Source organism: Brachybacterium nesterenkovii, from assembly GCF_900163655.1.
In the GTDB taxonomy this organism is placed as follows: domain Bacteria; phylum Actinomycetota; class Actinomycetes; order Actinomycetales; family Dermabacteraceae; genus Brachybacterium; species Brachybacterium nesterenkovii.
In genome coordinates, this window is the sequence record NZ_FWFG01000048.1 from 53,249 (window position 1) to 78,829 (window position 25,581).

The 25,581-nt window shown below is 73.4% G+C and carries 19 protein-coding genes; 6 read left to right on the forward strand and 13 right to left on the reverse strand.

The annotated features are described in order from the left end of the window. Positions 1 to 2 precede the first annotated feature (2 nt). From FM110_RS04965 to rfbB, 3 genes are all read right to left on the reverse strand, one after another. The gene (locus FM110_RS04965) at positions 3 to 1,019 is read right to left on the reverse strand and encodes an AAA family ATPase (RefSeq protein ID WP_087103224.1); all 1,017 of its coding nucleotides are present in this window, start codon (positions 1,017 to 1,019) and stop codon (positions 3 to 5) included. 46 nt (positions 1,020 to 1,065) lie between these two features. Beyond that, positions 1,066 to 2,463 (reverse strand): sugar nucleotide-binding protein, encoded by a 1,398-nt coding sequence (locus tag FM110_RS04970; protein ID WP_087103225.1) that lies wholly within the window; start codon positions 2,461 to 2,463, stop codon positions 1,066 to 1,068. A gap of 192 nt (positions 2,464 to 2,655) precedes the next feature. Next, positions 2,656 to 3,657, reverse strand: a complete 1,002-nt coding sequence (rfbB, locus tag FM110_RS04975; RefSeq protein WP_087103227.1) for a dTDP-glucose 4,6-dehydratase — start codon at positions 3,655 to 3,657, stop codon at positions 2,656 to 2,658. A 757-nt stretch (positions 3,658 to 4,414) separates the two neighbouring features. Here rfbB and FM110_RS14485 point away from each other — a divergent pair. Next, complete coding sequence (locus FM110_RS14485) at positions 4,415 to 5,041, forward strand: endonuclease domain-containing protein (protein ID WP_234991918.1); 627 nt, start codon at positions 4,415 to 4,417, stop codon at positions 5,039 to 5,041. 32 nt (positions 5,042 to 5,073) lie between these two features. Here the strand turns inward: FM110_RS14485 and rfbA are convergent, their stop codons facing one another. The 5 genes from rfbA to FM110_RS05005 all read right to left on the reverse strand — a co-directional run bounded on the left by rfbA (position 5,074) and on the right by FM110_RS05005 (position 10,223). Continuing rightward, positions 5,074 to 5,952, reverse strand: a complete 879-nt coding sequence (gene rfbA / locus FM110_RS04985; RefSeq protein WP_087103229.1) for a glucose-1-phosphate thymidylyltransferase RfbA — start codon at positions 5,950 to 5,952, stop codon at positions 5,074 to 5,076. 154 nt (positions 5,953 to 6,106) lie between these two features. Then, positions 6,107 to 6,493 carry a PRC-barrel domain-containing protein gene (locus FM110_RS04990; protein WP_159457980.1) on the reverse strand — a complete coding sequence of 129 codons (387 nt, stop codon included), beginning with the start codon at positions 6,491 to 6,493 and terminating at the stop codon, positions 6,107 to 6,109. Between the two features lie 187 nt (positions 6,494 to 6,680). Next, positions 6,681 to 7,496: a TetR/AcrR family transcriptional regulator gene (locus FM110_RS04995; RefSeq protein WP_087103232.1), complete on the reverse strand. Its 816-nt coding sequence runs from the start codon at positions 7,494 to 7,496 to the stop codon at positions 6,681 to 6,683. Between the two features lie 79 nt (positions 7,497 to 7,575). Next, entirely contained in the window at positions 7,576 to 8,715 is a 1,140-nt protein-coding gene (locus tag FM110_RS05000; protein ID WP_087103234.1) for an aspartate-semialdehyde dehydrogenase, read from the reverse strand. Between the two features lie 41 nt (positions 8,716 to 8,756). Next, on the reverse strand, positions 8,757 to 10,223 hold the full coding sequence (locus FM110_RS05005; protein ID WP_087103236.1) for an aspartate kinase: 1,467 nt from the start codon (positions 10,221 to 10,223) through the stop codon (positions 8,757 to 8,759). Between the two features lie 507 nt (positions 10,224 to 10,730). On the opposite strand from FM110_RS05005, the gene FM110_RS05010 reads away from it, so the two are divergent. The 3 genes from FM110_RS05010 to FM110_RS05020 all read left to right on the forward strand — a co-directional run bounded on the left by FM110_RS05010 (position 10,731) and on the right by FM110_RS05020 (position 12,912). Beyond that, a complete protein-coding gene (locus tag FM110_RS05010; RefSeq protein WP_143276269.1) occupies positions 10,731 to 10,943 on the forward strand; it encodes a hypothetical protein in 213 nt (70 codons plus the stop codon). 67 nt (positions 10,944 to 11,010) lie between these two features. Further along, a complete protein-coding gene (locus FM110_RS05015) occupies positions 11,011 to 11,961 on the forward strand; it encodes an S-layer homology domain-containing protein (RefSeq protein ID WP_087103239.1) in 951 nt (316 codons plus the stop codon). 30 nt (positions 11,962 to 11,991) lie between these two features. Continuing rightward, positions 11,992 to 12,912, forward strand: a complete 921-nt coding sequence (locus FM110_RS05020) for a peptidoglycan-binding protein (protein ID WP_143276271.1) — start codon at positions 11,992 to 11,994, stop codon at positions 12,910 to 12,912. 176 nt (positions 12,913 to 13,088) lie between these two features. Here the strand turns inward: FM110_RS05020 and FM110_RS05025 are convergent, their stop codons facing one another. Then, complete coding sequence (locus FM110_RS05025; protein WP_087103348.1) at positions 13,089 to 13,703, reverse strand: DedA family protein; 615 nt, start codon at positions 13,701 to 13,703, stop codon at positions 13,089 to 13,091. Positions 13,704 to 13,977: 274 nt separating this feature from the next. After that, positions 13,978 to 16,875, reverse strand: coding sequence for an FAD-binding and (Fe-S)-binding domain-containing protein (locus FM110_RS05030; protein WP_087103243.1), 2,898 nt, complete (start codon positions 16,873 to 16,875; stop codon positions 13,978 to 13,980). Between the two features lie 237 nt (positions 16,876 to 17,112). Here FM110_RS05030 and FM110_RS05035 point away from each other — a divergent pair, with 237 nt between their 5' ends. Together FM110_RS05035 and FM110_RS05040 are read left to right on the forward strand one after the other, a co-directional pair. Then, complete coding sequence (locus FM110_RS05035) at positions 17,113 to 18,237, forward strand: ABC transporter ATP-binding protein (protein ID WP_087103245.1); 1,125 nt, start codon at positions 17,113 to 17,115, stop codon at positions 18,235 to 18,237. Then, positions 18,237 to 19,313 (forward strand): ABC transporter permease, encoded by a 1,077-nt coding sequence (locus tag FM110_RS05040; protein WP_087103247.1) that lies wholly within the window; start codon positions 18,237 to 18,239, stop codon positions 19,311 to 19,313. Before FM110_RS05035 ends, FM110_RS05040 begins: the two co-directional genes overlap by 1 nt. Before the next feature lie 262 nt (positions 19,314 to 19,575). On the opposite strand, the gene FM110_RS05045 is transcribed toward FM110_RS05040, so the two are convergent. The 3 genes from FM110_RS05045 to FM110_RS05055 form a co-directional block, all read right to left on the reverse strand. Further along, positions 19,576 to 21,312, reverse strand: coding sequence for a hypothetical protein (locus tag FM110_RS05045; RefSeq protein WP_087103249.1), 1,737 nt, complete (start codon positions 21,310 to 21,312; stop codon positions 19,576 to 19,578). A gap of 19 nt (positions 21,313 to 21,331) precedes the next feature. Further along, entirely contained in the window at positions 21,332 to 21,925 is a 594-nt protein-coding gene (gene recR, locus FM110_RS05050; protein WP_087103349.1) for a recombination mediator RecR, read from the reverse strand. 227 nt (positions 21,926 to 22,152) lie between these two features. Then, on the reverse strand, positions 22,153 to 25,509 hold the full coding sequence (locus FM110_RS05055) for a DNA polymerase III subunit gamma and tau (protein WP_143276273.1): 3,357 nt from the start codon (positions 25,507 to 25,509) through the stop codon (positions 22,153 to 22,155). Positions 25,510 to 25,581: the final 72 nt, after the last annotated feature.

The window sequence follows — 25,581 nt, forward strand, 5'->3', positions numbered from 1 at the left end:
GATCAGGCCCGGACGGGGGTGCGCTCGAGCACCTCGGCGAGGACCCCGGCCCCGGTGGCGCCCTGGGACAGGGCGCGCGGCGCGAGGTGCAGGCGGTGGCCCCACACGGGCTCGATCACGGCGCGCACGTCCTCGGGCTCCGTCCACGGGCAGCCGGCGACGGCCGCATGCGCCTTGGCGGCGCGCAGCAGGTGCACCCCGGCGCGCGGCGAGGCCCCGAGGGCCAGCTGCGGGTGCGAGCGCGTGGCCTCGGCCAGGCGCACGACGTAGGAGGCGACCTGCGCATCGACGTGGACTCGGCGGACGTCGCGGATCGCCGCTGCCACGGCGCTCGGCTCGGTCACCGCACGGATCGCGTCGACGGGCGAGCGGTCGGCTCCGGGCAGCGCGCCCGTCTGGTGCAGGAGCATGCGCGACTCGGCCTCCGCGACGGGGTAGCCGATGGAGATGCGGGCGGTGAAGCGGTCGCGCTGGGCCTCGGGCAGGCGGTACGTGCCCTCCATCTCGACGGGGTTGGAGGTCGCGATGACGAAGAACGGGTCCGGCAGCGCGTACGTGGTGCCGTCCACGCTCACCTGGTGCTCCTCCATCGCCTCCAGCAGCGCCGACTGCGTCTTGGGCGAGGCGCGGTTGATCTCATCGGCCAGCAGCACCTGGGTGAACACGGCGCCGGGCCGGAACTCGAAGGCCCGGGAGGCCTGGTCGAAGATGCTCACGCCCGTGATGTCCCCGGGCAGGAGGTCCGGGGTGAACTGGATGCGGTGGCGCTCGGCTCCCAGCGCGGCCGCCAGCGACGTGGCCAGGACGGTCTTGCCCACGCCGGGGATGTCCTCGATGAGCAGGTGCCCGCCGGACAGCAGCACCAGCAGCGTGCGGTCGACCACCTCCCGCTTGCCCTCGACGACGGTCGCGACCTGTTCGCCGACGGACTGCGCCAGGCGCGCGATCCGCTCGGCCCCGGCGTCATCCAGCGGCCGGGGCTCTGCGGCGGCACCGGTGTCGGCGGTGGTCTCGGTCATCGCTGCGCTGCTCCTCGTCATCGCGTCAGGTGCACTCCGGGCGGATTCACGCCCCCAGGTAGGCCCGCAGCGCCGCGTCCTGGTCGCGCGGGGCGAAGCCCGTCGCCCGGATCCTCGCGAGGTCGAGGGCGGAGTGCTCGGGCCGGGGCGCGATGCCCTCCTTGCCCGCGTAGTACTCGGCCGTCGTCACCGGGGTGACGCGGGAGGGATCCGCCCCCACCAGCTCGAACACGCGCTGCGCGATATCGGCCCAGCTCAGGACTTCGCCGTCGCAGGAGACGTTGTAGGTCCCGTACGGCGCGTCCGCCTCGAGCAGATGGTCGATGGCGCCGGCGAGGTCCTCGGTGAACGTCAGGCGCCCCAGCTGGTCCGAGACGACCGACGGGTCGATGCCGCGCTCGGCGAGGGACGCCATCGTGCGCACGAAGTTGTTGCCGTCGCCGACCACCCAGCTGGTGCGGGCGATGTAGTGCTCCGGGAGCGTCGCGACGGCGAGGTCGCCGGCGGCCTTCGTCTGGCCGTAGACGCCCAGCGGGCTGAAGCCCTCGTCCTCCGTGTGGAGCTCGGCGGTGCCGTCGAAGACGTAGTCGCTCGAGACGTGCACCAGGCGGGCGCGATGGGCCCGCGCGGCCTCGACCAGGCGGGCGACGCCGTGGACGTTCGTGGCCCAGGCGTCCCGGCGCCCCTGCTCCGTCTCGGCGGCGTCGACCGCGGTGTACGCCGCGGCGTTGACGATGGTCCCGTACGGCGCGAAATCGAAGGCCGCCACGCTCGCGGCGTCGGACATGTCCAGCGTGTCGCGATCGACCACGTCGACGTCCGCGCGCCCGGTCCACTGCGTCGTGAGCGCCCGGCCCAGCTGCCCTCCCCCGCCGACCACGAGGGTGCGGCGCGGCGGCACCGGCACCACGTCGGCCAGACGCGGATGCGCGCGGTCCTTGTCGGACAGCTCCGCCTTCTCCAGCGGGACCGGCCACGGGATCGCGACGGTCTCGTCGGCCAGGTTCAGGAAGGTGTACTGCGCCTGCGCGGCCTCCGACCAGTGGTCGTTGACCAGGTACGTGTACGCGGCCGGGGCCTCGATCGTCTGGAACGCGTTGCCCACGCCGCGGGGCACGAAGATCGCGGTGTCCGGGCCGATCTCGTGCCAGTAGGCGGTGCCGAACGTCGGCCCCTCGCGCAGGTCCACCCAGGCGCCGAACACGCGGCCCGTCGCCACCGAGATGTACTTGTCCCACGGCTCGGCATGGATGCCGCGGGTCACGCCCTCGACCTGGTTGAACGAGATGTTGTTCTGCACCGGGCCGAAGTCCGGCAGCCCCGCCTCGACCATCTTGGCCCGCTGCCAGTTCTCCTTGAACCAGCCGCGGTTGTCCCCCGGCAGCGGGAGGTCGATGACGAGCAGCCCCGGGATCGAGGTGGTGTGGACGGCGAGCTGCTTCATGCGGGAGATCTCCTGTGGGCGGATGCGAAGCGGATGGGGCGGAGGAAGGGCGGGGCGCTGGCCGGGAGCGGCCGGCACCGGGGCGGATCAGAGCTCTCGGATCAGAGCTCTCGGATCAGGGCTCTCGGGGCAGCGCTCTCGGATCAGCAGACGCCGGCGCGGATCGGAGATGACCCGGCGAGCACCGGGCGATCACTGACCGGTCTTGGCGTACTTGGCCTCGGTCTGCTCCTTCTGCGGGCGCCACCAGGCCTCGTTGGCGCGGTACCAGTCGATCGTCGAGGCGATGCCCTGCTCGAAGTCCTGGAAGGACGGCGCCCAGCCGAGCTCCTCGCGCAGCTTGCTCGAGTCGATCGCGTAGCGCATGTCGTGGCCGGGGCGGTCGTTGACGTGGTCGTAGTCGTCCGCGTCACGGCCCATCGCCTCGAGGATCAGCTCCACGACCTCTTTGTTGGACTTCTCGCCGTCGGCGCCGATCAGGTAGGTCTCGCCGATCCGCCCCTTGTCCAGGATCGTCAGGACGGCCGAGGAGTGGTCGTCGGCGTGGATCCAGTCGCGCACGTTCTCGCCGGCGCCGTAGAGGCGCGGGCGGATCCCGTCGATCAGGTTGGTGATCTGGCGGGGGATGAACTTCTCCACGTGCTGGCGGGGGCCGTAGTTGTTCGAGCAGTTCGAGATGGTCGCCTGCACGCCGAAGGACCGCACCCACGCCCGCACCAGCAGGTCGCTGCCGGCCTTGGTCGAGGAGTACGGGCTCGAGGGGTTGTACGGGGTGTGCTCGGTGAAGCGCTCCGGATCATCCAGCTCGAGGTCGCCGTAGACCTCGTCGGTCGAGATGTGGTGGAAGCGGGTGCCGTGCTTGCGGGCCGCCTCCAGCAGCGTGTAGGTGCCGATGAGGTTGGTCTGCAGGAACGGCGAGGGGTCGCTCAGGGAGTTGTCGTTGTGGGACTCCGCCGCATAGTGCACCACTGCGTCGGCCTCGCCCACGAGGCGATCGGCGAGCTCAGCATCGGTGATGTCGCCCTCGGCCAGGGTGAAGCGGTCCGCAGGCAGGCCGTCGAGCGAGGCGGCGTTGCCGGCGTACGTCATCTTGTCGAGCACCACGACGGAGTCGTCGGTGTTCTCCAGGACGTAGTGGACGAAGTTCGACCCGATGAAGCCGGCGCCGCCGGTCACGAGCAGAGTGCGAGGCATGGTGGTCCCTCTCATGGAGTGCAGGTAGCAGGCACGACTCTAGTCGAGGGACGGCGGCACGGCCCGCCCGCCCGGCCGCACCCCAGGGCGCCGCGGCGGGGCCCGATGGGCCCCGGTGGCAGAACTGGTAGCCATGGGTGCAGACGCTCCCTCTGGAGGGCTCGTCTTCCTGCATGACTACCAGTTCTTGCAGCGCCTCCGCCCACCCGCAAAGCCATGACGCACGGCGGACCGGATCGCGGCCCCGTCTTTCCCGCACATGCAGAGTTCTCCACAGCCGAGCGCTCGGCGGGAGACACCAGAGCGCGCGACGGCGAGGCTCCCGACATGCACTCAGCCAGCACCCTTCGCATCCCTGCGGATGCGATCCCCACACCGAGGCCCCGTCGGGCTCCAGGATCACCGCATCTGTCTCCTGAGGTATCCGGCATCTGGGACCGTCGCTCCCTGCTCCGCAGCGGGTTCACAGACGCCGAGGTCAGGTCGCAGCTCCGGCTCGGCAGACTCGTTCCCGCCGGGCGCGGGAGGTACGCGAGCGGAAGCGCGGACCCGCGCGCTGCGGGCGCTTCGCGCTGGCTATCGTCCGACCTGCGTCGACGCCGCGTTCGCCCACAAGCTGTGGATCCCCGACGGCGCTCGAGATCAAAGGGCCCACGTCTATCGCAAGCGCGACGCTGGTCCCGCCCCGCGGTGGGCCGCCCCCCATAGACCGTGGCTCACCTCGTGGCCCGAGGCGGATCCGATCGCATCAGTGCCGGTGCTCCTCGCCCATGCTCTGCGCTGCCAGGAGCCCGAGACGACTGCCATCCTGATGGAGTCGGCGCTGCATCAGGGTCTGATCCTCCCCGACGACCTCATGTCCCTGATCCACGAAGCTCCCGTCGCCGCCCGACGCACCTTCCACAGCCTCTCGACGGCCAGCGAGTCCGGCTCGGAGACACGCGTGGTGCGCTGGCTGCGGCACCGCGGCTTCCAGGTCGAGCAGCAGGTCTTCATCGAGGAGGTCGGCTACGTCGATGCCTATGCAGGCGGAGTGGTCCTGGAGATGGATGGGCGTACGTATCACAGCTCTCCGGAAGCCTTCGCCGAGGATCGCCGACGCGATCTCGTCATGCGGCGACTCGGCCTCCAACCGATTCGCCTGAGCTACGGACAGATCTGGCACGACTGGCGGCGCACCCGTGTCGGCACTGCTCGACGCTATCACCGAAGCGGGGGCCACGGGCCGCAGGGCGTTCGAGCGAGCAACGACAGTCTGAACCGAGAACATCGCGCGGGCAGCGTATCCAGCTGGCCCGGCTCTACGTTGCGAGAACTGGTAGCCATACATGCAGACGGGTCCCGCAGAACGGGTGTCTGCACGTATAGCTACCAGTTCTCGTAGCCCGCCGGGCAGGCGCTCGAACGCCCGGCCCGTCAGCGCTCCGCGCGCTCGCGCTCCAGCGTGTCCAGCAGATACTTGCCGTACCCGGACTTCACGAGCGGCTCCGCCTTGGCGCGCAGCTCGTCGTCGCTGAGGAAGCCCATCCGCCAGGCGACCTCCTCGGGGGCACCGATCGACAGGCCCTGGCGCTTCTGCACGGTGCGGATGAAGTCTCCCGCCGCCGCGAGGTCGTCGAAGGTGCCGGTGTCCAGCCACGCGGTGCCGCGGGTCAGGACCTCGACGTGCAGCGATCCGTCGTCCAGGTAGGTGCGGTTGAGGTCGGTGATCTCGAGCTCGCCGCGCGGGGACGGCTCGAGCGCCTTGGCGCGCTCGGAGACGGTCGCGTCATAGAAGTACAGGCCCGGGACGGCGAGGTTGCTCTTGGGCTGAGCCGGCTTCTCCTCCAGCGAGATCGCCCGCCCGTCCTCGCCCATCTCCACGACACCGTAGGCGGTGGGGTCCGCGACCCAGTAGCCGAACACGGCGGCGCCGTCGACCTCGGTGTAGCGGCGCAGCTGCGAGCCCATACCCTGGCCGTAGAACAGGTTGTCGCCCAGCACCAGCGCGGCGCGGTCGCCGTCGAGGAACTCCTCGCCCAGGATGAACGCCTGCGCGAGCCCGTCCGGGGAGGGCTGGACCTTGTACTGGAGGTTCACGCCGAAGGCGGAGCCGTCGCCGAGGACGCGCTGGAAGGCGCTCTGGTCCTGCGGCGTGGTGATGACGAGGATGTCGCGGATGCCCGCGAGCATCAGCGTGCTCAGCGGGTAGTAGATCATCGGCTTGTCGTACACCGGCATGAGCTGCTTGGAGACGCCGATGGTGAGCGGGTGCAGTCGGGAGCCGGTACCGCCGGCCAGGATGATTCCACGCATGGGCACAGTATGGCAGGCGACGACGCTCCGGCCGGGGCGTTCGGGGCGGATGGGGCCGCGGCGCGCAACGGGGCGGACGCCGGGGGATCAGCGACGTGGACCGGGGCTCATCCCGGAGAGGACGGGGAGCGGCACCCGCGATGCCCCGCAGTCGTCAGCGTCCGGTTCCGGCGCCCTTCAGCACGCCGTCCCGCACGGCACCGTCCCCGAGCACGCCGCTCGTGCACGCACCGTCCCCCAGCGCGGCCAGCTCCTCCCCCGTCAGATGCCCCGTCACCGGAGCCTCGGGGGCGTCCTCGAGCGGCCCTGTGGAGGGGTCGAGGACCAGACGGCCGGAGCCCGCGGGACTGAGACGGTCCGCGGCGACGAGCACGATCCGCCCTCCCCAGCGCCCGATCGCGACCGACAGCGCCGCGACCTCCCCCGTCCTGTCGACGCGGAAGACGTCGTGGACGCGGCCGAGTCGACGTCCGCGCACGTCGACGACGGTCGCGCTCGACAGGGTGCCGGGGTCCGGCGCTGCCGCGCTCGATCCGGTCACCGCCCGGGTCCCCGCATCTCCGGCGGTCGAGCCCGCCCCGGTCGAGCCGACCCCCGCAGGGTCCGTCCCGGTCGAGTGATACCCAGCCGCAGCGGCCGGGCCCGGTACCGGCCGGGAGCTCACCGCATCGTCCGACCGTCCGCGCGCGGCCGCCGCGTCATCCGCGGACTGCTCGGCGCCTGCCATGTCAGCGGCGCATCAGCGCCAGCAGCGCGAGGTAATCGGGCCCCGCGACGCCGGCGCTCGAGGACTGCACCGCGCCGATCGTCGCCTCCCGCGTGGCCAGGGAGATGGTGGCGCTGACGAGCATGCGCGCCGCCCAGGCCAGATCGAGGCCCTCGCGCAGCTGCTCGCGCTTGTCGAAGGTGCGCAGGACGTGTTCGAGGATGTGCTCGTAGACGCGGCGCAGGCGGATGATCCGCATCCGGCCCGGGAACTCCGGGTCGATGGCCTCGGTCGCGAGCACCGCGAGCAGGAGGATCTGGTGGGCGTCAGTGGCGAAGTCCCGGGCCACGGTGCGCTCGAAGCGCTCCACCGAGGTCTCGATGCTCTGGATCTGGTCGATGGCGTGCTGGGCGTGGCCCTCGAGGTCGTCGATCACCGCGTCCAGCAGGGCGTCCTTGGACTTGAAGTAGTGGAGCATCCCCGGGTGGGAGATGCCGACCCGGGCGGAGATCTCGCGCAGGCTCGCCCCGCGGTATCCGTGGATCGCGAAGAGCTCCGCGGCGGCGTCGATGATCTCCCGGCGGCGGCCGTTCGACGCTCCCTGGCGCGGCCGGACACCGGCCGTCGGGGCGGGGCCGGAGCCCGAGGCGGAGTCGAGGGTCGCGATGGCGTGCGCCATCCAGCCCGGGGACACGGCGAAGCCGTGGTCCTGGACGCCCAGCGCGTCACCGGCCCGGTCGCTCATCGCGGTCGCGGGGTCAGCCACGGACGGGGAGTGGGGGAATTTGCCCGGGTCGAGCGGCGCGATGCCGCCCTCGGAGTCGAGTGGAGTGCTCATCGTCCCGCCACCATAGCGCCGGGGGAGGCCGATCTACCGGTCGGTCGGAACTGCTCGCGCCGACGCCCGCGATCGGGTATTAGCGCGCCGCGATCTCCGCCGCGACCAGCTCGGCGATCTGCACCGCGTTCAGGGCGGCGCCCTTGCGCAGATTGTCCCCGACGGCGAAGAGGATCAGGCCCCGGCCCTCGGGGACGGACTGGTCCTGGCGGATCCGGCCCACGAAGGTGCCGTCGCGGCCCGCGGCCTCGAGCGGGGTCGGGATGTCCGCGAGCTCGACGCCCGGCGCCGCCTCGAGCAGCGACCGCGCCTCGTCCGGGGTGATCGGGCGCTCGAACTCGGCGTGGATCGCCAGCGAGTGCCCGGTGACGACGGGGACGCGCACGCACGTGCCCGCGACGGCCAGGTCGGGCAGCTGCAGGATGCGGCGCGACTCGTTGCGCAGCTTCTGCTCCTCGTCGGTCTCGCCGGAGCCGTCCTCGACGATGCTCCCGGCCAGCGGCAGCACGTCGTAGGCGATGGTCTTCGCGTACACCTCGGGGGCGGGCAGCGCGGCGGCGGAGCCGTCGGTCGCGAGCGCCTCGATTGCATCGGCACCGGCGCGGATCTGCGCGGCGAGCTCGGCCACGCCCTTGACCCCGCTGCCGGAGACGGCCTGGTAGGTCGCCACGGTCAGGCGGGTCAGGCCCGCGGCGTCGTGGAGCGCCTTGAGCGAGGGCATGGCGGCCATGGTGGTGCAGTTCGGGTTGGCGATGATCCCCTTGGGGCGCTGCGCGATCTGCTCCGGGTTGACCTCGGAGACGACGAGCGGGACCTCGGGGTCCTTGCGCCAGGCGGAGGAGTTGTCGATGACGACTGCTCCGGCCTCGGCGAAGCGGGGCGCCAGACGCAGCGAGGTGCCGCCGCCCGCGGAGAAGATCGCCACGTCGATGCGGTGGCCGTCGGAGGTGATGTCGGCGGTCTCGGCGTCCTCGACGAGCACCTCGGTGCCCGCGAAGTCGACGGTCGCGCCGGCGGAGCGCGCGGAGGCGAAGGCGCGGATCTCGCGATGGGGCACGGCCCGCTCGGCGAGCAGCGCGAGCATCACGCGCCCCACCTGGCCGGTGGCGCCGACGACGCCGATGACGGGCCCGTCGGCGGTGCGGCCGGGGATCTGCGCGGCGGCCTGGTCGGCGCGGCCCTGTGCAACGGGGCGCTGGGCGTTTCGGTCCTGCGTCATGGGGTTCTCCTGCGGGAACGGGTCAGAGGGCGAGCGCTCGGTCAGCGGCCGGTGCCGCCGTAGACGACGGCCTCGGCGGCGTCGGAGTCGAGGCCGAAGGCGGTGTGGATCACGCGCACGGCGTCGTCGAGGCGCTCGATGTCGGTGACCGCGGAGATGCGGATCTCCGAGGTCGAGATCATGTCGATGTTGATCCCGTTGTCCCCCAGGGCGCGGAACAGCGTGGCGGAGACGCCCGGCGACTGGCGCATGCCGGCGCCCACGAGGGACACCTTGCCGATGCGGTCGGTGTAGCGGACCTCGGAGAAGCCGACCTCGTCCTTCGCGGCCTCGAGCGCGGCCAGCGCCGCGGTCGCGTCGGACTCCGGGAGCGTCAGCGAGATCGCGACGGTGTCGTCGGTGGTCGACGTGTTCTGGACGATCATGTCGATGTTCGCGCCGGTGGAGGCGACGATGTCGAACACCCGGGCGGCCTTGCCGGGCATGTCGGGGACCTCGACCACGGTGATCTTGCCCTCGCTGCGGTCGTGCGCGACCCCGGAGATGATCGGCGCCTCGAGGCCCTCGGCGTTCCAGCTGTCCACGGCGTTCTCCTCGTTCTCGAATGCGTCCATCGGTGCGGCGGCGCCCCCCGGCTCCGCCGGGGCGGGATCGTGCGTCGGGGCGGAGTCGCCCGTCGGCGCCGCGTCCCCCGCGGGTGCGGCGACGGCGCCCAGGCGGGGCAGATCGCCGATGCGGCAGGTGGTCTCGGGATCGATGGGGATCATCCGCTCCCCGTCGTCGCTGACGATCGTCCCGACGTTGCCGCTGAACGAGCTGCGCACGTGCAGCGGGATCCCGTGGCGGCGCCCGTACTCGACGCTGCGGACCATGAGGATCTTGGCGCCGTTGGCGGCGAGCTCGAGCATCTCCTCGCACGAGACGACGGGCACGCGGCGGGCCGCCGGGACGATGCGCGGGTCCGCGGTGAACACGCCGTCGACGTCGGAGTAGATCTCGCAGACGTCGGCGTCCAGGGCCGCGGCGAGCGCCACCGCGGTCGTGTCCGAGCCGCCGCGGCCCAGCGTGGTGATCTCCTTGGTGGTCTGGGAGACGCCCTGGAAGCCGGCGACGATCGCGACATCGCCCTCGTCGATCGCATCGCGGATGCGCCCCGGAGTGACATCCAGGATGAGGGCGCGGCCGTGGGTGGCGTCGGTGATGACGCCGGCCTGCGAGCCCGTGTAGGCACGGGCGCCGATGCCGCGGGAGTTCAGGGCCATCGACAGGACGGCCATGGAGATGCGCTCGCCCGCGGTCAGCAGCATGTCGAGCTCGCGCGGGGGCGGGTTCTCGGTGACCTGCTGGGCGAGGTCGATGAGCTCGTCGGTGGTGTCGCCCATCGCGGAGACCACGACCACCACCTGGTGGCCGGCGCGCGCGTACCGCGCGATCCTGTCCGCGACGCGGACGATGGACTCCGCATCGGCGACGGAGGACCCGCCGTACTTCTGGACGACCAGGCTCATCGCTGCCCTCTCTCTGCGCTCGGTGCTCCGGGCAGTCTACGGAAGACGACGACGCCGCCTGCGGCTCGTCCGCGGGCGACCCGCGGAGGGAGAGGCGGCCGCGGAGCGGCGCAGGCCCCTGAGAGCGCCGCTCCCGGCGGGGGCACCGTTGTCGGGCGGGCTGCTCCTGGGCGGGGTGCCGTCTCTGACCCGGGGCACGCCGCTCCTGGGGGTGCCTGCGTGCGCGCGGTGTGGGATGCTGGCGGCGCCGCTTCCCCCCGGCTCCGCCCGCGGCACCCCGCCCCTTGCCGCGTCCTGATGCGCCCGCTCCCCGCTCCCCCATCGTCGGCTCCGGGCGGACCTCCTCTGCACCGGTCCTTCGGGGCCACGCCCTACGGTCCCGGCGAACGGCGAACGATGTCCTTCTCCCCCGCTTCCCGACGACGCACGCGCGAGCGCACGCGCCGGACGACGCTCCCGATCCACCCGCTGCCCCCGTGCCCGGCCCCCGGCGAGGCAACGGGCACGATGCGGCGCACCATCATCCCCGGCCCCTTGGCCCGCCCGGTCCTCGTGGCGGGCTTCGCGACGATCGCCCTGACGGGCATCCTGCTCGGCGCCTCCGAGGCGCGCGCGGGCGAGAGCCCCGTGACGACGGTCTCGGCATCGGACAGCGCTGCGGCGCCCGCGGAGAGCGCACCGGTCTCGGGCGCCGCCGAGCCCGAGAGAAGCGCCGCGTGACGCGGCCACGACCGAGCAGACGACCGACCCCTCGTCCACGGCTGCGGAATCCGGGACGGCGTCCCCCGTGGCTCCGACCGATCTGCCGACGGAGGGCTCGCTCGCCGAAGCCCAGCCCGAGCAGGGCGCGGCGCCGGCTGGCACCGACAGCGCGGCGGCTCCGGCCGCGGCGGCACCGAGCGCCGAGGCCCCCGCCGCGACGACCGGCCCGACCGCCGCGGACACGCCGATCACCGCAGCGGCCCTGACGCTCGCCCCGGAGACGACGCCCGCGGCACCCGCACCGACGATGCCCCTGCGCGCGGTCGCCGCTCCCGCGCAGGTCGGCTTCACCGACGTCCCCGCCGGGACCAGGTACTACGACCAGATCCTGTGGGCGCAGTCCCAGGGGATCGTGACCGCCGAGCCCGACGGGACGTTCCGCCCGACGGCGAGCACCACTCGCGCCGAGTTCCTCGCGATGCTCTACGCCCTCCGCGGCCCCTCCACCTGGACGTCCCCGTCGACCAGCCCGTACACCGATGTCGCGACGACCGACCGGTACTACCGCGAGATCACCTGGGCCTACGGCACCGGTCTGGACACCGGCTACGCAAACCGCACCTACCGTCCGACGACGGCGATCTCTCACGATGCCGCGATGACCCTGCTGTACCGCCTCTACCGCCTCTACCGCTTCGAGGGCGCTCCCGGCCCGGCCCGCTCCCCCTTCATCGACGTGACTCCGCAGTCCCCGAGCTACACCGAGATGTCCTGGGCGTACGCCAACGGCTTCGTCACCGTGTCCTCCAAGGGCGAGTTCCGCCCCAGCAGGACCATCACCCGGGGCGAGATGACTGCGGTCCTGTACCGGGTGGTGGGCGGACGCCCGTCCCGCGCATCCGTGATGCTGTCCGGGCCGACCGGCTCCTACTGGCGCACCCACAACGGCGGCAGCGCGGTGGGCGCCCCGACGGGGCACGCCTACCGCTACGGCAACGGTCTGCGCCAGGACTTCGCCGACGGCTCGATCCTGTAGTACTCCCCGGTGACGGGCGGGGTCACGTTCGTGACCGGTGACCAGCTGGCCGAGTACGACGCCCGCGGCGGCGCCTCGACCTTCGGGATGGTCACGAGCGACCGCACCCACCGCGGCGCCACGGCCTACCAGCAGTTCGACAACGGCGGCATCTACTCGACCGACGGCTGGACCTTCACGGTCACGGGCACGCTCTATCGGCGCTACCTGGCGGCCGGCGGCATGGGCGGCTACCTCAACGCCCCCATCGGCGACGTCCGCACCGGCAGCACCGGCATCACCTACCAGAGCTTCAAGGGCGGGCAGCTCACCACCCCGGACTACTGGGACTCCCCGCCGCCCACCACCCCCGCGGGCGGGGCGAAGTACACCTACCCGACGCTCTCGAGCGGCTCGACGGGCGACTACGTCCGCGCCGTGCAGGCGAAGGTGGGGGCCCCGATCGACGGGAGGTACGGCGCCTCGACGGTCGCCGCGGTCAGGGCCTTCCAGCAGGCCCAGGGGATCCCCGTGACGGGGACCGTGGACCTGCGCACCTGGGCGCGGATCATGTCCTCCCCCAATCGGGTGTTCGACGGCACGAACGGCCGCCTGGCGCCGGAGCAGCTGACCATCGTCGCCCCGAACTGGACGCTGCCCACCGACGCGGCCCAGGCGTTCCTCGCCATGCAGGACAAGTTCCGCCGCGACACCGGCGGCACGTTCACGCTGAACGACGCCTACCGGCCGTTCGACCGGCAGGTGCAGCTGTTCGTGGCCTACGGGGCACCGCGGGCCTCGGTGCCCGGCACCTCCAACCACGGGGACGCGACAACGGGAGCGATCGACATCTCCCTCGAGCGCGACGACGCCACCTACCGTTGGCTGCTCGCCAATGCGATCCTCTTCGGCTTCGGCCAGAGCGCCTACCAGAACTCCAGCGAGCCCTGGCACTGGCAGCACACGTACTGAGCCGGACATTCCGTCCGCCCCGGAGCGGGTGCCTCCGCGCGATTGCACGGATGCAGGAAGGGCGGGCGCCGATCGGCACCCGCCCTTCACCGTCCTCGCCGGTCGCCGGTGCGCGCCGCGGGGATCCGGCGGTCAGCCTCGCGGCGTCCCCCGCGTCACTCCGCGGCGATCCTGCGTCACTCCGCGGCGGTCCCGCGGCGGGTGCGCAGCCATCGGCGTCCGCCCTCGATCGCCATCGGCAGCACGGAGATGAGGACGATCAGCAGCACGGCGGCCTCGAGGTGGTCGCGGATGAAGGCGACCTGACCGAGGAAGTAGCCGAGTATCACGAGCAGGAACACCCAGAGGATCGCGCCGACCGCGGACCAGGTGAAGAACACGCGGCGGGGCATCTGGCCCACGCCCGCGACGACCGTGATGAACGTGCGGACGATCGGCACGAAGCGCCCCAGCACGAGGGCGCGGCGCCCGTAGCGGTCGAAGAACGCGATGGTCTGGTCGAAGTACTTGCGCTTGAGGAAGCGGCCGTCGCGCTCGTACAGCTTGGTGCCGGCGGCGCGGCCGATCTCGTAGCCGACGACGTTGCCGCCGAAGGCCGCGACCCACAGCGTGATGAGCGAGAGCCACAGCGGCTGACCCAGCTGGCCGTTGTGGGAGAACATCCCGACGGCGAACAGCAGGGAGTCGCCCGGCAGGATCGGGAAGAACAGCCCGCACTCGATGAAGACGATCACGTGGGCCACCCACCAGAAGGCGTCGCCGAAGCGCTCGAGCAGCTGGACGGGGTCCATGAGCAGGTGGATCAGGTCCACGGCGTCTCCTGCGGGGTCGTCGGGGCGGCCGACGGGACCGCGACCTCGGACATCGTGCCCGCCCGGAGGGGGCGGATGCCAGCACTCGTGGCGCAGGCATCACGCGGGTCGTGGGGAGAGGATGCGCAGGCGCGGTGAAGGGCGGGCGCCGCAAGGCTCCCGGGGGCGCCGCAAGGCTCCCGCGGGCGCCGCAAGGCTCCCGCGGGCGCCGCGACGCTCGCGCGGGGAGCGCGGTCGTGCGCGTACCCCGTCGTCAGCGGGTCGCGCGCTCGAGCGCCACGAGCGCCGACTCGTAGGCCTTCCCGGTCGCGTGCTCCATCCCCAGCTCGCAGGTGCGGTTGCCGCTCAGGTGGGCATCGGCGTCGACGGCGAGGACGTCCTCGCGCTCCTGGGCGGTGGCCGCCTCCGTGAGCTCCGGGTGCAGGAACCCGCGGTCGCCGGCGAAGCCGCAGCAGGTCGCCACGGGCCGCACGACCTCGCGGGCGCTCGCGCTCGCGACGGCCACGAGATCGTCCTCGAGCCCCAGGTGGGCCATCGAGCAGGTGGGGTGCAGGACGGCGCGCTCAGCGGGACTCGTCGTCTCCAGGCGCGGCAGGATCTCCCGGCGCGCCCAGGTCAGGGCGTCGAGGATCTCTATGCGCGCATGGCGCTGTCGCTGCTCGGGCGTGAGATGCGGGAGGATCTCGCGCGCCATGCCGAGGGTGCAGGAGGAGGCGTCGACGACGATCGGGCGCCGCCCGCCGTCGCTGAAGCGCCACAGGGCCTCGAGCAGGCGGCGCGCCATGATCTCCTCGCCGCGCTCGAAGCCCTTGGAATGCCAGACGGTCCCGCAGCACAGGTCCCCGACGCCGTCGGGGATGGAGACGGGCACCCCGGCCCGCTCCCCCAGCGCGACGACGGCCTCGACCACGCTCAGCGCGGCCCCCGCATCGGCGGGGACCCCGAAGATCCGGTTGATGCACGCGGGCAGGTACACGGCGCCCGCCCCGTCGTCCGCGGTGGTCGGCAGGGGCCGGGCTCCGCGGGGCATGGTGCCGATCCACGCGGGCACCAGATCGGAACCGCCGACCCGCCGCGCGAGCGCCGACGCCGCGCCCAGGGGCCGATCCCCGACCCTGCGGGCGACCGCCCCGAGGGCCCCCACCCCGATGCGGGCGACGCGCGTGACGGCGCCCCAGCGCCGGGCGGCCTCCGCGGCGAGGCCCTCGGCGACGCGGCCGTGGCCGGCACGGCGCACGTGCTTCATCGCCGCCCCGGTGTCGATGTCGACGGGGCAGGCGATCGCGCACGAGGAGTCGCCCGCGCAGGTCTCGACGGCCTCGTAGGAGAAGTCCGCGGCGAGGCGCTCGACGAGCTCCCCGCTGCCGCCCTGACGGGCGATCTCCCGCTCGAGGACGATGCGCTGGCGCGGCGTCGTCGTGACGTCGCGGCTCGGGCAGACGGGCTCGCAGAAGCCGCACTCGATGCACGGGTCCAGCTCGGCCTGCACCGGCGACAGCGACTTCAGGTGGCGCACGTTGGCCAGCGGGTCGTCATCGAGGATCACGCCGGGCGAGAGGATCCCCGCGGGGTCGATGAGCTCCTTGACCCGCCGCATGAGGCCGACGATCCGGTCCCCCCACTCCTTGCGCAGGTACGGGGCCATGTTGCGGCCGGTCGCGTGCTCGCCCTTGAGGGAGCCGTCGTAGCGGTCGACGATGAGGTCCGCGACGTCGTCCATGACGGCCCGGTAGCGCGCGAGCTGGGTCTCGTCGGTGGTGTCCACGAGCAGAATGAAGTGGAGGTTGCCGGCGCTCGCGTGGCCCTGGACCGCGCTGGGGAAGCCGTGGCGGGCCAGCACCTCCCCGAGGTCCACGGCGGCATCGGCCACCGCGTCGGGCTGGACGCAGACGTCCTCGGCGAGCACGACGGTGCCCTGCGGACGCGCGCCGCCGATCGCGGGCAGGACGCCGCTGCGCACCGCCCAGTAGCCGCCCGCGGTCCTCGGGTCGCGCGTGAACTCCCCGCCGATCACGCCCTCGCCGAGCTCGGCCATGACGCGCTCCTCGAAGGCGGCGAGCGTCTCCTCGTCATCGGCCCGGAGGTCGGTGAGCACGCCGGCGACGCCGTCGGCGAGCTCCTGCTGCCAGGCCGGGGCCCCGGGGATGTGCGCGGTGTCCCGCAGGCTCTGGCAGTCCATCAGCTCGGCGGTGCGGGCGCCGGCGCGCATGAGCACGGGCACCGCGGCGGCAGCCGCGTGGAGGTCGGCGAAGAGCAGGAACGCCGTCGTGGACAGGCGTCCGATCGGGACCGTCTCCATCCGCGCCTCGGAGACGAAGCCGAGGGTCCCCTGCGAGCCGATGAGCAGGCGGCGCAGGATCTGCACGGGAGAGCCCTCGTCGCAGAAGGCGTCCAGGCGGTAGCCGTTGGTGTTCTTGATGGAGAACTTCGAGCGCAGGCGCGCGACGAGGGCGTCGTCGCCGCGGATCTCCTCGCGCAGGGCCTCGATCCCGGCGACGAGCTCGGGCTCGGCCGCGCGCAGGCGCTCGTCGGCGTCGGGTGCGGCGGTGTCGACGATCGTGCCCGACGGGAGCGCGAACACCATCGAGCGCAGCGTCGCGTACGCGTTCCAGCGGGTCCCCGCAGCCATCCCCGAGGCGTTGTTGGCGATGACGCCGCCGACGGTCGCGGCGCCGCTCGAGGCGGGGCCGGGCCCCAGCTTGCGGCCCAACGGCACGAGCTGCGCATTGGCCCGCGCCAGCACCATCCCGCAGCCGACGGCGAGCACCTCGCCGCCGTCCTCGGGGCGCGCCCAGGAGAAGCGGCGGCGCACGTCCACGAGGATCCCGTCGCCCTGGGACTGTCCGTTGAGGCTGGTCCCGGCCGCGCGGAAGGTGATCGTGCGGCCGTGGGAGGCGGCGTAGCGGCAGATCGCCGCGACGTCCTCGATGCTCCGCGGCTGCACGACGGCCTGAGGGATCATGCGGTACGGGCTGGCGTCGCTCGCGTACCGCACGAGGTCGCTCGCGGAGGTGAGGACTTGCTCGGTGCCGAGGAGGGCGCGCAGGTCGGCGGCGAGGGGCGCGGGCGTGCCGTGGGCGAGCGCCTGCTCGGCCCGGTCGGCCGGGCAAGAGCCGGCGACGGGGAGCTGTCGCAGCAGGGGCGAGGGCATCGGTGACCTCCCGGGGCGGGGCGAACAGACGGTGGGACAGGCAGCGAGCCGGGGCGGGCAGACGGTGCGCACGAGGCGGGCGACGGGCGCGCACGTGGTGGAGATCACCAGTATCGCCCCTGGCGTGGCATGATCCATCCACCGGCGCTCTCGGGGGACGGCGCCGCGCACCATCCGCCGGGCCGCCGATGCACGAGGGCCGCCGCGGACCGGCACCGACCGTTCAGGGGGACCACGATGACTCTTCCGCAGTTCAGACCGCCGCACGAGGGCGATCACGCCGCGCCCGGCGGGGCCTCGTCGCCTCATCCGTACGGCGCCGTCGCGCCATCGGGCCCTGCCATCGCTCCCGAGCCCGGTCCGATCCGCGGCGCGGGATCCGTCCCCGGTCCGTCGGCTCCGGCCGCGGCGGACGCCCCCGGCATCCAGGTCGACGGCGTGCACCGCGCCTTCGGCAGCGTGCAGGCCGTCGCCGGGATGAGCCTCACCGCGCACCGCGGACGGGTGACGGCGCTCGTCGGTCCCAACGGCTGCGGGAAGTCGACCCTCATGCTCATGCTCGCCTCGCTGCTGGCCCCGGACACCGGGACCGTACGCATCTGCGGGTACGACCCGCTCACGCACCCCGCCGAGGTGCGGCGCCTGGTGGGGTGGATGCCCGACCAGTTCGGCACCTGGGACTCGCTGAAGGTCCACGAGGTGCTGTCGATCGTGGGCCGCGCCTACTTCATGCCGAGCGCGGACATCCGCCAGCGGATCCCCGAGCTCCTGGCCGAGGTGGACCTCGAGTCCCTCGCCACCCAGCCCGCCCGCGTGCTCTCCCGCGGGCAAAAGCAGCGCCTGGGCCTGGCCCGCGCGCTCATGCACCGCCCGCAGGTGCTGATCCTCGACGAGCCCGCCTCGGGCCTCGACCCCTCCTCGCGCCGCAACCTGCAGCGGATCGTGCGCTCCGTCGCCGCCGGCGGCGGCACGGTCCTCGTCTCGAGCCACATCCTCACCGAGCTCGAGGAGATGGCCGACGACGTCGCGGTCATGGACCAGGGCGCCCTCGTCGACCAGTCGAGCGTGCGCGACCTAGCGCACCGCCCGCGACCCTGGCGCCTCGAGTCCGCCTCCACCACCCGCCTGCACGACGCCCTCGCCGCCGTCGGCCTCCAGGACGTGGCCGTCATCCCGCCGGACCAGGCCGTCAGCGGCCACGCCGAGGCGATCGTCATGGCCCGCGACGAGGAGGCGGCCGCGCGCCTGCTGGCCGATCTGGTGCGCGCCGACGCCGCTCTCGTCGCCTTCGCACCCAGCGCGGGGCGCCTCGAGTCCGCCTACCTGTCCACCGAGGCCGCCCAGCGGAAGGGAGCCCTGTGATGAGCCTGCGACCCCGGGGCGTCGGCCTCATGATCGACCTCGAGCTGCGCCAGCGCGTCCGCACCGTGCGCTGGTACATCGCGCTCGGCATCTGGTTCCTGCTGCTGACCGGCATGTCCGTCCTCATCGGCCTGGCCTCGATGTGGCTCGGCACGGGCAGCGTCTTCGGAGACGACCTCCGGCTGGCCGGGGCGATCGTGTTCAGCGCGAGCGTGCTGCTGCTGATCTTCGCGATGCTGCTGGTGATCCCGGCGATGTCCTCCGCGGCCATCAACGGCGACCGGGCCGACGGGACGCTGGCGACGCTGCAGGCGACGCTCCTGTCCCCGCTGGAGATCGTCGTGGGCAAGGTCCTCGCGGGGTGGATCACCGGGCTCGCCTTCCTCGTCGCGGCGCTGCCCTCGGTGGTCCCGGCGGCCCTCCTGGCGGGGGCGAGCCCGTTCTACGTCGCCCGGGTGATCGCCATGATCGCCGCGCTCACGCTGTGCATCACGGCGATCGGCGTGGGGCTGTCCTCGCTGACGAACCGCCCGCTGGGCTCCGTCGTGCTGTCGTACCTGGTGGTGCTGGGCACCACCACGATCCTGCCGATCGTGTTCGCCTGCGCGGCCCCGTTCGTCGTGTGGAAGCACGAGGTCACGGTCTACGAGACGGAGTACACGTCCGGCTCGATGGACGCCGGGCGCTGCGTGAAGACGCAGGAGGTGCGGGACGTGGTCCGCACCGATCTGCTGATGCCCCTGCTGTGGCTGAACCCCTTCGTGATCGTCGCGGACACGGCACCGCAGATCCCGATCGGCCAGGACGACATCGGCCCCGGCGACATCGACGCCCTGCGCGGCATCTCCACCCTCGTCCGCTACCTGGCCCACCCCACGCACCCCTCGCACTTCGTGGAGTGCTGGGACACCGAGGCGGAGGGCTACCCGAAGGACCTCGAGCAGCCGTGGACGCTCCCGGTGTGGCCGATGGGCCTGGGGGCGCACGCCCTCGTGGCGGCGGGCGCAGTGGCCGTGGCGACCTATCGGATCAAGGCCCCGGTCAGGCGCCTGGGCACGGGCACGCGCATCGCCTGACGCGGCGGGTAGGCGCCCGAGACCGCGGGCAGGCACCCGAGGCCGCAGGGTGAACCGCTCGGACGTCCTGCCGCGCTGCCGCCCGGGACACCCCTGTCCCAAATCTGCAGTCCAGCAGCATCTGCCTCGCATATGCCAGGGCGCATGCCGCTGGACTGCAGACTCTGGACGCCCCCGCACTGGGACCAGTCGGCTCAGCGGTGGCCAGGGCCCCTGCCAGCGGTCGGCTCAGCGGTGGCCAGGGCCCCTGCCAGCGGTCGGCTCAGCGACGGCGCGGCCGGCCGAGGTCGGTGAGGTCCTCGGGGATCGAACCGTCATCGCGGCGGACGCGCCGCGGGATCGGGGTGAGGCTCGAGCCCGTGGCCCCGAAGTCGGGGAGCTCGCCGTCGGGCAGATCACGGGCAGGATCGGGCCGGCCAGCCACCCCGGCGGCGCTTCCTCCAGGGCCATGGCCGCTGCCGACCAGGTCAGGGCCGCTGCCGACGGGGCCGGATCCACTCCCGACGGGATCCAGCCCATACGCGTCCCCGGCCGCCGCCCGCAGGCGCTGACGGACGACGGGATCGGCGGCCAGCTCGCTGCGGGTGCCGGCCTCGGGAGCGATGCGCGCGGCCGGGCAGCGGCGCCGCATGTGCGCTGACGCGGGCCCGTAGACCACATCCCGCAGACGGGCGCGCATCCGCCACAGGAGAATCCCGAACAGCACCGGGATCACCAGCACGAGGTCGAGGACGATCCAGATCCACGCCATCGCGTCCAGGCCCCCGACAGCGGCGAGAGAGAGCACGAGCAGCAGGAGGGCGGCGAGCGCGATGGCCGTGTCCGCGGTGGCGATCACCGTGCACACCCGGCGCTCCCACGGGTTGACCAGGGCGCGGTCGTTCCAGGCCGGGTAGGTGCGCAGGTCGGTGACCTGGGAGCGCAGGCCATCGGCCGTGCGCATCGCGATCCAGGGCACGAGCGCCATCGCGGCGACGGCGAGCGCGAGCAGCGTCCCGCCGACAATCCACGTCGCCAGGCTCAGGCCGGTGTCGATGCGGCTGCCGAGCGACGGGTCCGACACCCTCCCGAACACCACGACGGCATCCCCGAAGCCGAACACCAGCCAGGCCAGCGGGAGCACGACCGCGCCGGCGGTCACGGCCAGCGCCCGGAGGGTCTCCAGGAGGCTGCGCCACAGCAACCGCGGGACGTCGAGCGGCGCGCTCGGCGGCAGGTGGCGGCGGTCCTGGGCGAGCGCGCCCCCCGCGTCGCGCTCCCCCAGGACCGCGGTGACGTCGAGGAGGGCGCGCGCGGCGATGGTCGCGCACCAGGTCAGGCCGATGCCGCCCGCGAAGCCGGCGAGCACGCCGTAGCTGAGGTCGCTCCACGCGAGCGGCGCCTGGCAGAGGACGGCGAGGCCCAGCACCCCGATGGTCGCGGCGACGGGCGCCAGCAGGATCCGCGCCCAGGTGCGGGCGATGCGGCGGCGGAAGGCGAGGTCCGTGAGCTCGTGGCGGGGGTTCAGGCGGGCGATCCGCGCGGATGCCACGGGCACCAGGGCGATCGAGGCGGCGGTGCCGAGGATCGGTACGAGCGGCAGCGCCGCGGTGACGCCCCACGGGGACAGCCCGAGCGTGCGCAGGAGAGTGCCCAGCGAGATGTCCGAGCCCAGGTAGAGCGGGGACAGCGCCCACATGGTCGGCGAGGTTGACTGCACGTAGCCGATCACCAGCAGGAACCAGAGGGCCGCGATGACGAGCGCGGGCTTCCACACCTGGCGCAGCAGGCGCCGGGTGAGCTCGCGGCGGGATTCGAGCAGGATCTCGTCGGGCAGGGCGGGCTCGTCAGGGCCGATGCGCGGGGGCGGCGGCAGCGCGGTGAGCGGCGCGATGCGGCGCATCGGGACCGCGGGGGCCGGAGCGCCCAGGGCGCTGGCACCCTGCGCCCCGGGGACGGGCTGCGACGGCGCGCCCGGACCGGTGTCGCCCGGATGCCCCGGATGCTGTGCGCCCGTCATCGGTGGCCCGCTCCCCCGCTCAGACGGCGCGGCGACCGGCGAAGGCCCGGCCCAGCGTCATCTCGTCGGCGTAGTCGAGGTCACCGCCCACAGGAAGGCCCGAGGCCAGGCGGGTGACGGTCAGCTCGAGCGGCTGCAGCAGGCGCGAGAGGTAGGCGGCGGTGGCCTCGCCCTCGATGTTCGGGTCCAGCGCGAGGATGATCTCCTGGGTCTCGCCGGATCCGAGGCGCGCCATGAGCTCGGTGATCCGCAGGTCGTTGGGGCCGACGCCGCCGATCGGGTCAATCGCGCCGCCGAGCACGTGGTAGCGGCCGCGGAACTCGCGGAGGCGCTCGATGGCGACGATGTCCTTGGACTCCTCGACCACGCAGATCACCTGGTCGTCGCGACGCGGGTCGGTGCAGATGCGGCAGCGCTCGTCGGCCGAGACGTTGCCGCAGATCTCGCAGAAGCGCACGGTGTCCTTAACCGTCACGAGCACCTCGGCGAGCCGACGGACCGAGGCCTCGTCGGCGTCGAGCAGGTGGAACGCGATGCGCTGGGCCGACTTGGGGCCGATGCCCGGCAGCCGGCCGAGCTCGTCGATGAGGTCCTGGACGATGCCTTCGTACACGCCTGCCACTCTAGGCGAGCGGTCCGACGGACCTGGACAGCCGATGGGGCGGGGCGACGGGCGCCACACGCGGCGGGGAGCAGCGGGCGGCGGTCACGCTCGGGGCAGCCGGGACAGCCCGGGGCATCGGAACGGACGCAGCCGGACGGATGCAGCCGAATGAACGCCGCCGGACGGGGCCGCCGGACGGACGCCGCCGGACGGAGGCCGCCGTCAGGGCGGGCCCGTCACCGGGTCTCGTCGATGACCTCGAGCACCTGTCCGCCCAGCAGCTGCTCGACGAGCTCCTGCGGGCGGCGCGTCGACACCTGGGCGTCCTCGTCGTCACGGGTGGCACCGCCGGTCAGGTCCTCAGGCGCTCCGGGCTCGGCGTGGCCCGCGCCGCGTCCGCGCTGCGTTGCCGGGGTGGTGCGGCGCGAGGCGAGCGCGGCCTCGCGGGCGAGCGCCGCGCCGGAGGCACCGTGCGGGCGAGCCTGCTCCTGTGCGGTGTCGGGCCACGGCGCCCGGTCGGGCCGCTGCGAGGGTGCGGTCTGTATCTGCTCGGGCGGGGCGCTCTGGGCAGACGGGACGCTCTGCGCGGACGAGGCGCTCGGTCCGCCGCCCGTGCCCAGCGTGATCGGCGCACCCCAGCCGTCGTCCGCTTCGGCAACCGCCGATGCCGGAGGAGACGATGGCGCAGGCTCCGACTCGGATGCGAAAGCGGGGGCAGAAGCCGGAGCGGGGGATGTCGAGGCGGGCGGCGCCGACGGGGCGACGGGCTCATCGCGCCCCACCGCGATGTCCGGGGCGACGTCATCGGCACCGGTCGCCGACGGACGGGATGGCTCCTGCTCGCCCGCGGCCGTGGCCGGGGACCCTGCGGAGCGCTCTCGGGGCTCGGTGCGCACCGGGCGGCCCTCAGCGAGGGCCGTGCGCAGGGCCGTCTGGCCGTGGGTGCGCGGCTCGTCGTCGGGGACGTCGTCGCGGGAGTCGTCGGGGATCGTGAGCGGCGTCAGGTCCCCCGCGCCCGCCGGAGCGGCCGGAGCGGAAGCGCTCTGTTCGCCGGTCTGCGCCGGTGCGGACGTTCCCGCGGGAACGTCGTCGGGCTCTTCCGGCACCGCCTGCGCGGCACCGCCGTGGTCCCAGGGGTCCGGCGGGTAGGGGTCATCCGGCTCGGGCGGGAAGTCTTCGTCGGGAACGTACGGCGGCACCGGGGCGGACGGCCCCCGACCCTGCGGGCGGCCGGGCTGCGCGGTCTGTCCATGCCCTTGGCCCTGGCCTTGGCCTTGGCCTTGGCCTTGGCCTTGGCCCTGGCCCTGGCCCTGGCCCTGGCCCTGGCCCTGAGCATTGTGCCTCGGGCCGCCGTTCGACGGCTGCGGGCGCACTGCGGGTCCGCCCTGTCGCGAAGCGGCCTGCGGATCGGCGTTCGACGGCGCATCCCGCGGCGGCTCACTGCCCGGCCCACTCGGCCGACGTCCACCGGGCTGAGGCCCTCCAGGTCGCGGCCCCCCGGGCTGGGACGCGCCCGGCTGGGCCCCGCCCGGTCGGGGCCCGTCGTTCCCACCTGCCGGAGGCCCCGCGGGTCCCTCGCCGACGACGCCCTCGACCGTCACGTCCCGGCGCATCACCCGCCGCACCGCATCCGCCACGTTGGCGGCGCCCGTACCCCGCTGGAACGCGGCGAGGAGCCCCTCCGTGCGAAAGGCGAGCACGAGCGCTCCCCCGCGGACGGAGTGGACCTCCGCGTTCTGGGAGACGAGCGCCCACGAGGGGCGGCGGATCTGCTGGAGCTCATCGAGGATCGCGGACCAGTGCCCGCGCACCTCGTCGGCGTCGAGGCCGTCCCCGGCAGGGGAACCAGCAGGGGCGGGAGAAGCGGTATCGGCACCGGCGTCGGTTCCGGGAGCGGGAGCGGGAGCGGGAGCGGGAGCGGGAGCGGGAGCGTCGGACGATGCGCTGCCCGTCGCAGGGGCACCCTCGGTGACATGCGGCGCATCCGGTGCAGCCGTCACGGCAACGGGATCCGCCGACGCCCGCCCGCCATGAACGCCCTGCTCAGGGGCGATGCCGCCGTGCATCGGCGCGGCACGGTCGACGTCCGCTCGATCCGCGGGGGTCTCGTGCGCAGTTCCGCCGTCGGGCGCGCGATCGTCACCGGATCCGCCCTCCCCGAATCCGCTCTGGTCGGATCCGCCCTGGCCTGATCCGCCCTGGCCGATCGGGGCCACCGGCCCCCAGCCGTCGTCCACCACGGGCGCCGCGGTGCCCGCCGTCTGCTCGCGGCCAGCGGGCTCTGCCACCTGCGCGGGGCTCCCTCCCGGGACACCGTCGCGTGCGCGCCGCGCGGCCTCCGCCTGCTGCTGGGCGATCTGCCGGGCCCGGTCTCGTCCCGAGGCGGCTCCCGCGCCTCCGGCCGGAGCGCCCGAGGGTCCACCGCTCTGCGCCATCGGTGCACCGCCCGAGGACGATGCACCGGCGTGCGCCGCGGGTGCGGCCTGGGCGCGCTCGTCGCGCAGCACGAGACGCGCGGCGAGCAGCTCGAGGTGCAGGCGCGGGGAGGTCGCACCCGACATGGTCGACAGGGTCTCGTGCACCAGATCACCGCAGCGCGAGAGATCCGCCGGGTCGGCACCCTGGATCTGGTCGCGCATGCGCGCGAGCTCATCGGCGGGGTGCTGAGGCAGGAGATCCTCGCCGCGCTCGGGGACGGCGGCCAGCACGATCAGGTCGCGCAGTCGCTCGAGGAGGTCCTCGACGAAGCGCCGCGGCTCCTGGCCCGAGGAGATCACCTGCTCGACCGCCGCGTACATCGCCTGCGCATCCCGCCGCGAGATCGCCTCGACCGCGGCGTTCAGGAGGGCCGTGTCGGTGAAGCCCAGCAGGGAGATGGCCGTGGCGTGGTCCAGGCCGTCCTCCCCCGCCCCGGCCATGAGCTGGTCGAGCACGGAGAGGGTGTCGCGGGCCGAGCCGCCGCCGGCGCGGACCACGAGGGGCAGCACGCCCTCCCCCGCGGGCACGTGCTCGGCGGCGCAGATCTCCTCGAGGTACGGGGTGAGGATCTGCGGCGGGATCAGCCGGAACGGGTAGTGGTGGGTGCGGGAGCGGATGGTCCCGATGACCTTCTCGGGCTCCGTCGTCGCGAACACGAACTTCACGTGCTCGGGCGGCTCCTCCACGAGCTTCAGCAGCGCGTTGAAGCCGGCCGACGTGACCATGTGGGCCTCGTCGATGATGAAGACCTTGAAGCGGTCGCGGGCCGGGGCGAAGGTCGCCCGCTCGCGCAGCTCGCGGGCGTCGTCGACACCGCCGTGGCTCGCGGCGTCGATCTCCACCACATCGAGGCTGCCGGGGCCGCCGCGGGCGAGGTCGCGGCAGGAGTCGCACTGCCCGCACGGGGTGTCCGTCGGCCCCTGCTCGCAGTTCAGGCAGCGCGCCAGGATGCGCGCGCTCGTCGTCTTCCCGCAGCCGCGCGGCCCGGAGAAGAGGTAGGCGTGCCCGACGCGCCCGGAGCGCAGGGCGCGCATGAGCGGCACCGTGACGTGCTCCTGGCCGATGACATCGGCGAAGGTCTCGGGGCGATAGCGGCGATACAGAGCGGTGACCACGGGCCCAGGCTACGGGAGCGGACCGACGGACGAGCACGGCATCCCCCACGGGCTCCGCGTCGTCGTCGGCCG